This window comes from Pseudomonas sp. BNK-45 (assembly GCF_047456255.1).
Taxonomy (GTDB): domain Bacteria; phylum Pseudomonadota; class Gammaproteobacteria; order Pseudomonadales; family Pseudomonadaceae; genus Aquipseudomonas.
Genome location: NZ_CP179909.1, coordinates 1284486 through 1295529 on the forward strand (window position 1 = coordinate 1284486; position 11044 = coordinate 1295529).

Below are 11044 nucleotides of genomic sequence, written 5' to 3' on the forward strand. Positions count from 1 at the left end.
CGTCGCTAGACCCTGGCGTGCCGGCGAAAGCTGCGCCTCAGGCCCCCCGCAACCTGTCCCGCACCTCCATCAAGGCATACCCCAGCAGGTTCAGGCCGCGCCACTGCTCCGGCCGGCTGGCCTTGGCATCGTCCGCCGCCAGGCCAATGCCCCAGATCCGATCCACCGGGCTGGCTTCCACCAGCACCTGATCGCGGGTGGACAGCAGGTAGTCGCCCAGGGCCGGGTGCTGGCTGAACTTGGCCAGGTTGCCTTGCACCACGATCTCGAAACGCGCCTCGGACCAACGGGCGTCATCGAAGCCGCGCACTTCGCGGCCCAGCTGTTTGACGTCCGCCGGGGTGGTCGCCTTGAGGATCCGCCCGTGGGTTTCCCGGTCATCGAACAGCAGGGCCTTGCCGGCCATCATGAAGTGCTCGGCGCTGGGGTAGTGAATGCCCTCAAGTTCCAGGCCGGCGGCGAACCACTGGCTGAAGCAGCTCGGGGAGAGGCGCCCGTCGCGGGTCGGCTGGTGGCCCCAGAACATCAGGTAGTCGGGCTCAAGGCCATGCTTGATCTGTTCCAGCAGTGTCTGGTTCGAGCGAATCGGTGTGTCCATGCTGACTCTCATCATTGTCTGCTCAGGCCATTGACTGGCCGGTCCGGCGCGCATTGTGGCCCCAGAGGGCGGCCGGATGCCAACCCTGTGGATAATCTTGCAACTGCGCAACATCTTGCGCAGCCATCTGTGGGTAAGCCTGTGCACAGATCGCGGTAATGGCCTTGCCGCATGGCCTGCCTCAAGGTGCGCAAGATCTTGCACAGCACTGCGCAACATGTTGCGCACTTTTCCCGGTATTTCCTCGAAAAAGTCCGCCAAACACCGCCAATAAATCAGTAACTCACTGATTCAAAACAACTAATCAGTTGCTGGCACAGACCTTGTAATCACTCCGGCAGCCCACGGTCATCCGGCCGGGGTTTCTTTAGTGATTTGCAAGGAGAGCATGCATGGCAACGCCAGCGTATATGTCGGTCACCGGCACCAAACAGGGGCTGATCACCGCCGGGGCCTTTACCGCCGATTCCGTGGGTAACACCTACCAGGAAGGTCATGAAGACCAGGTCATGGTCCAGGGCTTTCAGCACGAAGTGATCATTCCCCGCGATCCGCAGTCCGGCCAGCCCACCGGCCAGCGGGTGCACAAGCCGGTGATCATCACCAAGGTCTTCGACAAGGCTTCGCCGCTGCTGCTGGCGGCGCTGACCTCGGGCGAGCGCCTGACCGAGATCGTCATCCAGTGGTACCGCACCTCCGCCGCCGGCACCCAGGAGCACTACTACACCACCACCCTTGAGGACGCGATCATCGTCGACATCAAGGACTACATGCACAACTGCCAGGACCCGGGCAATGCCCACTTCACCCACCTGGAAGACGTGCACTTCACCTACCGCAAGATCACCTGGACCCACGAAGTCTCCGGCACTTCCGGCTCCGATGACTGGCGGACCCCGGTCACCGGCTAAGGAAGGCCGCTCGACCCTTACCGCGCCCTGGCCAGCCTCGCTGGTCCGGGCCCATATTCATCCAGCAGTTGCACTGCCCGCATCGAGGCACAGGGAATGTTCGCCGCCGCCGACCAGACGCATTTCAGCCTGACCCTGGAGGGTCGCCCCCACGACTTTCAAGTGCTCGGCCTGCAGGGCCGGGAGCGCATCAGCCGGCCCTTTGCCTTCGACCTGGAGCTGGTCAGCGAACGCTCCAACCTGGACCTGGACGCGCTGCTGCACACCCCGGCCTTCCTGCAACTGGCGGCTGATGGCAGCGGCATTCACGGGCAGATCCAGCGCATCGCCCAAGGCGACCGCGGTCGTCGCCTGAGCCACTACCAGATCACCCTCGGCCCACGCCTGGCCTATCTGGGCCAGCGCATCAACCAACGGATCTTCCAGCACCTGAGCGTGCCGCAGATCATCGCCCGGGTGCTGGAGGAACACGGCATCCTCGGCAACGACTACCACTTCCACCTCGCCGGCCCCTACCCGGAGCGCGAGTACTGCGTGCAGTACGACGAATCGGACCTGCGCTTCATCCAGCGCCTGTGCGAGGAAGAGGGCCTGCACTACCACTTTCAGCACAGCCGCGACGGGCATCGACTGGTGTTCGGCGAAGACCAGACGGTGTTCCGCAAACTGGCCCCGGTGGCCTACCGGCAAGACTCCGGCCTGGTGGCCAGCGAGCCGGTGATCAAGCGTTTCGAGCTGCGCTTGGAGGCGCGCCCCAGCCGCACCACGCGCCGCGACTACGACTTCGAAAAACCGCGCCTGCAGATGCAGGGAGCGGCCAAATCGCAAGAGCCAAAAGCCGAGCCGGACCTTGAAGACTACGCCTACCCCGGACGCTTCACCGACCGCGAGCGCGGCAAGCATCTGGCCAGGCGCGCCCTGGAACGGCACCGCAGCGACTACCGCCAGGCCAGCGGCCACAGCGACCAGCCAAGCCTGCGCAGCGGGCATTTCCTGCCCCTGAGCGGGCACCCCCACCCGGCCTGGAACGACCTGTGGCTGCTGACCGAAGTCCTCCACGAAGGCAAACAGCCGCAGGTGCTGGAAGAGTCCATCACCAGCGACACCCGGGCCGGAACAGGCTTTCACCAGGGCTACCGCAACCGCTTCACCGCCACCCCCTGGGAAGTGCCCCATCGCCCGCCCCTGGAACACCCCAAGCCGCGGATTCTCGGCAGCCAGACCGCCAAGGTCACCGGCCCTCAGGACGAGGACATCCACACCGACGCCCACGGCCGGGTCAAGGTGCAGTTTCACTGGGACCGCGAGGGCCAGGGCAACGACAAGAGCAGCTGCTGGCTGCGGGTGTCCTCGGCCTGGGCCGGCGCCTGGTACGGCGCCATCGCCGTCCCCCGGGTGGGCATGGAAGTGCTGGTGACCTTCCTCGAAGGCGACCCCGACCAGCCCCTGATCACCGGCTGCCTGTACCACAAGGAAAACGTCGTCCCCTATCCGCTGCCGGCGCACAAGACCCGCAGCACCTTCAAGACCTTGAGCAGCCCCGACGGCGGCGGCTTCAACGAACTGCGCATCGAAGACAAACAAGGCGCCGAGCAGATCTTCATCCACGCCCAGCGCGACTGGGACCAGCAGGTCCAGCACGACCAGAAAATCCGCGTCGGCCACCAGCGCCACGACACGGTGGAGGCCAACAGCTACAGCGAACTCAAGGCCGAAGAACACCACACCGTGCATGGCGAGCGCAAAGTCGAAGCCCGCGCCAGTGATCACCTGAGCATCGCCGGCAGCCAGCACCTGCAACTGGGCAACGGCCTGTTCATCGAGGCCGGCCAGGAAATCCACCTCGCCAGTGGCCTGAAAGTGGTGCTCGAAGCCGGCAGCGAACTGACCCTCAAGGGCGGCGGTAGCTGGATCAGGATCGACGCCGGCGGCGTGGCCCTCAGCGGCGCCCTGGTCAATAACAACTCCGGCGGCAGCCCGGGCAGTGGCACTGGCGCGGCGCCGTTGTTGCCGGGGCCGTTGCGGGTGGCGGATAGGGATAAGCCGGGAAGTCTGCCGGCATCTGCGCTGCTCAATCCGTTTCTGCGCAAAAGCCGGCAGGGGCTGCCATTGATACCGACCTGTGGCCTGCAAACCAACGGTGTTTGCAAACGCGAGGATTGCACATGTCTACGTGGTTGAGTGAGTTCCTTAAACGACCGGTAACTGCGGAACCCTGGAGCCATGCGGGTAAGCGCCAGGTGTATTGCCTCATCGACAACGTGCGACAACCTCGTGTTCTGGAGCAGCTCTATCAACTGACTGGCGTGTCGCATATCGAACAGGTTTTTCAAGGCACTGCGTTTGCCGAGCTTAATCAGGTGAGCCCGCTTTGGTTGCACGTAGACGTGCAAAGCCCGGCGCTATCGGAGGTCGCGAGGCTCTGCCAGGCCCGCCGCTCCGGCGTCCTGTTGACCTCCAGCACTGACCCGTCCAAGGCACTGCAGCACGCCCGCCGCTTGCTGCAGATGCATAGCCCAACTCACGGTGCGGCCCTGGCGCGATTTTACGATCCGGCATTTTGGAGTGCGTTGGCGCTGACGACCGCCAGCCCATTCCTCTTTGGCCCCTGGCATAGCGTCTACACCCCACCGGCGCATCCTGACGACCGGATGTGGCGCGTCTGGGAGCAGGCTGAGGTCGTCAGTGAGGTTTCCCATGATGTGGGCTACCCACTGCGCTTGCCTGACAGCACCCTGCCCGCTGCGGATGAAATCCGCTGGTGGTATTGGGTGCGTGCCTATCAAGCCGAAACGGCAGGCAGCCTGGCCGACGAACAACTGCCGCGAGTGCTGGCTAACCTGCGCCTGCTTGTGGAACACGGGGTTGATGAAGGACGACACCTGGGCCCTTTGCTACCCCATCTGAGCCAACGCTCGCTCCGGGAACATCCTCGCCTGATGGAGGTGCTGCGCAGCGAATTACCGGCATTCGAAAAAATACAGCGATTGGAAATCTGACATGACAGGTACGTCTGAAGCGCAAGTGAATACTGACTCGGACTTCCCGATACAGCTCCCGGCTGATGGGCCGAGCGCAGCCGTAGACCCTGAGGTGAACTGCCGGGACACCCAGCCCGGTTGCAGCAAAAACTACCATGACATCATCTATGTCACCGGCCAGCGTCGATTCTGGTTATTGCCCAAGCGGGTCAAGGATCAGTTGCAGGAGAACATCCTCCTCCTGCGCCAACAGACCGTTGATAGCGACAGAGCGGCGCGCATGAGCAGCATTGCCGACTCCGGCTTGCTGGACTATTTCATCACCCCTGGCCCTGAGGCTTTTCTCGACGTCAGCGAAAGCGATACCGGCGAACGCCACCGATATGAACACAGCAAAGCCACGCTCCTCGAAGAACCGGACAAACAAGCCCAGTACCGCAGCGATTGGGAGATCGCCAAGGCCAAGGGTGACAGCACGGCAGCCATGCAGGCCGAGCGCGCGCTGTTCCGTAGCCAGCGTCGGGTCATAAAGCATCAACAGAACATTGCCGAGCTGGATGAGATTGGCTATCGCCGTGCAGAGGCCCTCGGCTACAAACGTGAGAACGGCGTGTTCTACACCCCGCGTGCCTTGGAGGCCCGTGACGCGGTGGATGTCTATATCGCCGAGCAACGCAAGGCGGTCGAGCGCGGTTTCACCCTGTTCGATCCCGGCGGCCGCAACATCGCGACGTACTGGGAGCACCTGCGAGACTACAAGAAGCTGCACGAAACACTCGTCAGCAGCGGCGTTATCGATGAGAGGGCGCTGCGCGGCGTCCGGATCAATATCCTCAACCTTGAAGCGCCAATGCGCGGTTACCTGGATGCCATTGTCAACCTCGCCGAGTGCGGCATCGCCGTTCCCGAGTTTGCCCTCAGCCCGGATGATCAAAACCAAGGCAGCGAAGACTTCCAGGCCTACGGCAAACTCTTGGCCCAGCGCCGCGCCCTCGAAGTGCGTATAGAGGAGCGCTACGCGCACTGGGTGTCGGCCACAGCCGGTAACGCCGCGCCGCCCGGGGAGGTTTTTACTGAACTGCAAGACCAGTGGCGTCGCTTGAACGAAGAGGCGCAACAGATCAAAGACGCCGCTGAGGCGCGGGTGCGAGATTCGCTGCCACCGCGCCTGTTTCTCTGGGACCCGCAAAGCTATAGCCCCCAACCCATCGAGCGCCTGGTCAAGATGGACATTCCTCTGCGCGAATTCAGCAGCGCAGATGCCTTGGATGTGTTGAATCACATCAGCCTCAAGAACTTCGCCAAGCTGGGCATGGACGTACTCGGCGCAGCGTCCGGCGGCCTTAAGGTGTTGCCGCAGTCGATTGCCAAGCAAGCGGACGATGATCAGGTGTTCAGCGCCTGGCTGCAGCAGGAGGGCGCGCATCCGCTAGACGAAAAAGGCCCCTGGTTCGACGACAATGGCCTGTTTGTGCCCGAGCAGTTCTTTGCCGCCCTAGAGGCCAGTGGCTTTCAGGTTGAAAGCCTGCAAGCGCAGGATAAACGCCAGCGCTGGGGAGCCACCCTCAAGGCCATGGTTTTCGAGGATCGACAACTGCGCAACATGATGTTGTTCGACAACAGCACCCAGGCACAGCTGATACGTTGCCTGCTGCCGGCAGACCGCATGCAGCAAACCGCGTTCAAGGTGCAGGGGCCGCAATGGAAAAAGGGCAAGGGCGCACAGGTTCTCAACGCCCAATTGACCCTGGATGTCGCCCTGTGGCGCGGTGAGGTCAGCCTGTTCAATGTCGAACTGCCCAAACGCAGCAACGCCCTGCCCCTGACGCCCAGCTACATCGCTTACGACGGCAGCCGTCGAACCCTGGATTTAGGCCGGCTATCGCTTAACCTGAGCGCCAAGGCCTGGGGGTTTACCGGTGCCAGTCTGCTGCTGGCCCGCGACCTGACCCTGGACCAGGCAACCGGTTACACCAGCATCGCTGGGCTGGACATCGCCGAGAAGAAAGGCGAGCTGGGCAAGTTCAATCTGTTCGTCGGGGCGCAAGCCGGCTGCAAGCTCAGCGGCCAACTCTACTGGTACCCACCGGCCAGCGTGCTGCCCCCGGCTCCGGTCCCCCACCGCAGCCCGAACAACCCCTGGCTGCCCTTGGCCAAGCTCGACATTGAAGTGGCGGCGGGTGTGGGCGCCGGCCTCTCGGGCGAGCTGAAACTGCAACTGCATAAGGGCCGCTTCATCTTCTCCATCCAACGCTCGCTGATCTGGGGCGTGGGCCTCAAAGGCTATATGTCGTTCGAGATTGGCTACGAATGCGTGGGCCAACTGCTGGAGTTGGTGTGCCGGGAAATGGCCAGGAACCACTACAAAAACCTGGAGTGGATCGACAGCGACGCCTTGCAGTTGGTCAAGCAGCTGGGATTTCTGGGCGCCCTCAATATTGACGTGGGGTTTCTCTACCTGCGCGGTTACATGACGATCAAGGCCCTCTATCAGGCCCTGACCGACGGCGGCCGCGGCGGGCAGATCGCCTACACCTTGAAGCGGGGCAAAAACCAGAAAGTCATGCATGACTGGGTGCTGAACCTACCGCCCCAGGCGTTCGGCCCGCTGCTGATGGCGCTGATCAGCACCCCGCGGGTATTCACCATCAAAGAGGAAGGCAAGGACCCCGAACATTTTGATGAAGATCGAGCTTGGCTGCTGCAGCAACAGGCCATTCACCAATGCCTGATCTGGATCTCACGCAAGCCGGACGCGCAACGTCAATTCGAGGATGCGCTTATCTGCATGAACCGCGAGGGTGTACGCCCGGAGCAGGCAGGGCTGGCCTACTGTGAAAATAGGCTGCGGCTTGACTTGTTTATGGCTGAGCGAGTTTTGGTGCTCTATGAGGCCAATAACACTATGCGGGCCCAATACCGTGAGTGTGCTGCCAACCTAGGGCGGCGACTAGATGATTACTGCATCTCCGACCGCGTTTATAAAGGGCCGGCCTTTGCGCCGGTTCAAGCCATCAAGATTCGTTATGAGGGGCCGAACATTGATTAAGCACACTCTTATCGGCGCACTATGCGGTTTGTTATTTTCCACGTGCGCCGCTGCTCAGCTAACCGAGTCGCAACAAGCCGCTCGCGATAAAGGCCTGGTGCTGTACCAGCAAAGTGACTGGTACGACTCCCAACCCCTGCTGCAAGTGGCCGCTGTCGCTGGCGACCGTACCGCGCAGTATTACCTGGCCGAAGCGATTCGCCTTAGCAGCAGCTACACCACTGTCGAAGCAAGGAAATGGTATGAGGCCGCCGCTGAGCAGGGCGACCTCTACGCAATGCTGCGCTTGAGCAACAGCAGTGACTTGTGCCACCAGATGGGCACCTGCACTGGCAAAGCCGGCCCAGAGTGGCGGAAAACTGCCTTGAAACTAGCCCATGAGCGCGCCGAGCGGGGTGACACCGAGGCCATGACTGTGCTGTACACCGCCAGCCAAGGCCTGGGATGGCTGGAAAAGGCTGCCGAGGCTGGAGATAGTTATGCCCAGTGGTTACTAGCCGGTCGCTATAAAAGTGGCGCTGGCTGGTTTTTAATTCCGGGCAATCGCCAAAAGGCGGTTAAAAAATGGTTTAAGGCTTCAGCGGAGGGCGGTTATCCATTGGGAATGGGGATGTACGCCAACTATTTATATGAAAATAATGAAAGTAAGTCTGAAGTCGGATATTGGCTAAAAAAAGCTGCCGAAGCTGGTTATATTGATGCAGTAAGTACCTATGCTCTAAATGTTGCACATCTTCCAGATAGGCATGGTTATCCTCTGGACTTAATAAAAGGTTACGGGCTTACTTATTTGATATCAAAGTTTGAAGGCGGGGGGGCGGGAGGCGGAGCAGGGGTGGCCGATTTTGGCAAAGAAAGCCTTGTAAAAATAGCCGCAAAGATGACGCCTGATGAAATAAAACAAGGCGTGGCTTTTGCAGAAGAGTGGGAGAGGACACATCCTCCACTTTCTTACTTTGTGCCTATCTACGGATATTGACCTTTTACTTAAGTGAGTCGGAGTAATAGTCAATATATTGGAGCTGTACGACGCGTTATCGAACGTTAAATGACGCCTGTCTATAAAAGTACAATGCATGATTAAACAGACTCTTATCGGCGCACTATGCGGTTTGTTATTTTCCACGTGCGCTGCTGCTCAGCTAACCGAGTCGCAGCAAGCCGCTCGAGATAAAGGCCTGGTGCTGTACCAGCAAAGTGACTGGTACGACTCACAACCTCTGCTGCAAGTGGCCGCTGTCGCTGGCGACCGTACCGCGCAGTATTACCTGGCCGAAGCGATTTGCCTTAGCAAACGCTACACCACTGTCGAAGCAAGGAAATGGTATGAGGCCGCCGCCGAGCAGGGCGACCTCTACGCAATGCTGCGCTTGAGCAACAGCAGTGACCTGTGCCATCAAATGGGCACCTGCACTGGCAAAGCCGGCCCAGAGTGGCGGAAAACCGCCTTGAAACTAGCCCATGAGCGCGCTGAACAGGGCGACACCGAGGCCATGACTGTGCTGTACACCGCCAGCCAAGGCCTGGGATGGCTGGAAAAGGCTGCCGAGGCTGGAGACAGTTATGCGCAGAAATTATTGGCTGGCGCCTATGAGGACGGTGCTGGCTGGTTTTTCATTCCGGGTAATCGCCAAAAGGCGGTTAAAAAATGGTTTAAGGCTTCGGCAGAGGGCGGCTATCCGTTGGGGATGTTTTCTTATGCCAACTACTTATATGAAAATGGCGGCAGCAAAGAAGAGATTGGCTATTGGGTAAAAAAAGGTGCTGAAGGCGGGCATATAGGCTCAGTAAGCACCTACGCTAGCAACCTGGCTCATCTGCCGAATGAACTTGATTGCCCGCTCAACTTAATTGAGGGGTACGGGCTTACCTACTTAATGTCAAAGTTTGAAGGTGGGGGGCGGGAGGCGGCGCAGGGATAGCCGATTTTAGTAAAAAAGTCCTGGGAGAAATATCTGCACAATTAACTTCTGATGAAATCAAACAAGGAGTGGCTTTTGCAGAGGAGTGGGAGAAGGCACACCCTCCGCTTTCTTATTTTGTGCCTGTTTACGGATATTGACCGTTTACTTAAGTGAGCCGGAACGGCGGTCAAGGTATTGGAACTATATAGCGCGTTATTAAACGTTGAATAACACCTGTCTATAAAAGGACAAAGCATGATTAAGCGCACTCTTATCGGTGCGCTATGCGCCCTGCTGATTTCCACCACCGCCATGGCCCAACTAACGGCGCAGCAACAAGCCGCTCGCGATAAAGGCCTGGTGCTGTACCAGCAAAGTGACTGGTAAGACTCCCAACCCCTATCGTTAAACTGCATATAACTAAGGAGCTCTAATGAAGGCTGTATGGAACGCCAAAGTTGGCTATTCAATGATGATGTTGGCTTGTTTTAGCTGTGGAGTAACCGCTTTAATTCTTGCAATTATATTTTTCCCGATTCCTCTTCCGTTTCAGTTTTCCAGCTACTTGGAGGGGCGACCATTCTGGATTTCGGTGTTAATAAGCTTGGTGTTGCTCTCAATATCGAGTTTTGCGAAACGCGATCATGGTGTAAGCATTACAGTTGTTCCAGAAGGGCTGTTTGTGTGTGACGCGCGTGTTGGCTATGAACGTCAAGACTTTATTGAAAACAAAGATCTTCGCGAAGTGCTAGTTCGGCGAAACCCATTTTTCAGTTCGCTAATCATTGAGTTAAAAGAGAAGAATCAACGTTTTCTGCTGTGCAATATGGAATTCTCCGATGAATTTATTTTGTTAATAAGAGCCCGAATCAATAAGCGTTCATCAACAAGTTAAGTGACTGTTTAAGCCCGTATAAATACCGATGATTAAGTTTCTTGTCTATGAAGCACAATCCCTTATCGTTGGCCGAGAAAGAGATCCGCAAGCTGGAAGAGACCATTCAAAGGGCAAAGATTGGCGTAGTGGCGATAGGGTGCAGACCTTGTTGCGGCTTGCTCGCGGTGACGCCTCAAAAGTGGTGGCCAAAGCGCAGGGCAGTAGGCGCACAAACGGTCTATGAACGTCGACAACAGTGCGCGCCTCGCTCAGGCCTTCTCCAAGAAGCTGTATGGCACCTGGATGGGGCCTCGTCGGTGCCAAGACCAGACCGCCGGTTGACCCCCAAAGAGGCCAACCGGGCAGGTTTGACCGAGGTCTTTACGCTTCCAGCCGCCACTGCAAGGCGTCCAGGGCATCGCAGCCGTCTTGCAGCAGCAGGTGGGCGGCGTTGACGAAGTGGTTCAGATCACGCTCGTCGACGCCTTTGAGGCTCAGGCAGTTGAGGCTGTGCAGCAGGTCGCGCGAGGCCTTGATGCGTTGCACCGCGCCGCCGTGCAAGTCCGCTGCCGGGGCGTCGCGGTCGAGGTGGAACACTGGGGTAGGGGTGAGATTGCTGTGTAGCGGGATGAAATCAGACATAGCGCACCTCCGTGTTTTTTGAGGAGCTACTACCTTTTGCGGCTAAACAAAGAGGGTGGCAGCTGCACGCGGGTTAGCCGAC

General features: G+C 59.0%; 10 protein-coding genes. 8 read left to right on the forward strand and 2 right to left on the reverse strand.

Translation table 11 applies throughout. The annotated features are described in order from the left end of the window. Nucleotides 1–37: 37 nt before the first annotated feature. Nucleotides 38–598: an NADAR family protein gene (locus ACMGG8_RS05925; RefSeq protein WP_060841524.1), complete on the reverse strand. Its 561-nt coding sequence runs from the start codon at nucleotides 596–598 to the stop codon at nucleotides 38–40. A gap of 392 nt (nucleotides 599–990) precedes the next feature. Here ACMGG8_RS05925 and ACMGG8_RS05930 point away from each other — a divergent pair, with 392 nt between their 5' ends. The 8 genes from ACMGG8_RS05930 to ACMGG8_RS05965 all read left to right on the forward strand — a co-directional run bounded on the left by ACMGG8_RS05930 (nucleotide 991) and on the right by ACMGG8_RS05965 (nucleotide 10338). Then, entirely contained in the window at nucleotides 991–1509 is a 519-nt protein-coding gene (locus ACMGG8_RS05930) for an Hcp family type VI secretion system effector (RefSeq protein ID WP_047305413.1), read from the forward strand. 96 nt (nucleotides 1510–1605) lie between these two features. After that, nucleotides 1606–3690, forward strand: a complete 2085-nt coding sequence (tssI, locus tag ACMGG8_RS05935) for a type VI secretion system tip protein TssI/VgrG (protein WP_414159301.1) — start codon at nucleotides 1606–1608, stop codon at nucleotides 3688–3690. Then, complete coding sequence (locus tag ACMGG8_RS05940) at nucleotides 3675–4508, forward strand: DUF4123 domain-containing protein (protein ID WP_414159302.1); 834 nt, start codon at nucleotides 3675–3677, stop codon at nucleotides 4506–4508. Before tssI ends, ACMGG8_RS05940 begins: the two co-directional genes overlap by 16 nt. Before the next feature lie 94 nt (nucleotides 4509–4602). Further along, nucleotides 4603–7539, forward strand: a complete 2937-nt coding sequence (locus ACMGG8_RS05945) for a hypothetical protein (protein WP_414159303.1) — start codon at nucleotides 4603–4605, stop codon at nucleotides 7537–7539. Then, nucleotides 7532–8518: a tetratricopeptide repeat protein gene (locus ACMGG8_RS05950; protein ID WP_414159304.1), complete on the forward strand. Its 987-nt coding sequence runs from the start codon at nucleotides 7532–7534 to the stop codon at nucleotides 8516–8518. The genes ACMGG8_RS05945 and ACMGG8_RS05950 overlap by 8 nt, the downstream gene beginning before the upstream one ends. Before the next feature lie 97 nt (nucleotides 8519–8615). After that, nucleotides 8616–9461 carry a tetratricopeptide repeat protein gene (locus tag ACMGG8_RS05955; RefSeq protein ID WP_414159305.1) on the forward strand — a complete coding sequence of 282 codons (846 nt, stop codon included), beginning with the start codon at nucleotides 8616–8618 and terminating at the stop codon, nucleotides 9459–9461. A 237-nt stretch (nucleotides 9462–9698) separates the two neighbouring features. Next, nucleotides 9699–9830 carry a hypothetical protein gene (locus ACMGG8_RS05960; RefSeq protein WP_414159306.1) on the forward strand — a complete coding sequence of 44 codons (132 nt, stop codon included), beginning with the start codon at nucleotides 9699–9701 and terminating at the stop codon, nucleotides 9828–9830. 46 nt (nucleotides 9831–9876) lie between these two features. Further along, nucleotides 9877–10338 carry a hypothetical protein gene (locus ACMGG8_RS05965; protein WP_414159307.1) on the forward strand — a complete coding sequence of 154 codons (462 nt, stop codon included), beginning with the start codon at nucleotides 9877–9879 and terminating at the stop codon, nucleotides 10336–10338. Between the two features lie 363 nt (nucleotides 10339–10701). Here the strand turns inward: ACMGG8_RS05965 and ACMGG8_RS05970 are convergent, their stop codons facing one another. After that, a complete protein-coding gene (locus ACMGG8_RS05970; protein ID WP_060841519.1) occupies nucleotides 10702–10962 on the reverse strand; it encodes a hypothetical protein in 261 nt (86 codons plus the stop codon). Nucleotides 10963–11044: the final 82 nt, after the last annotated feature.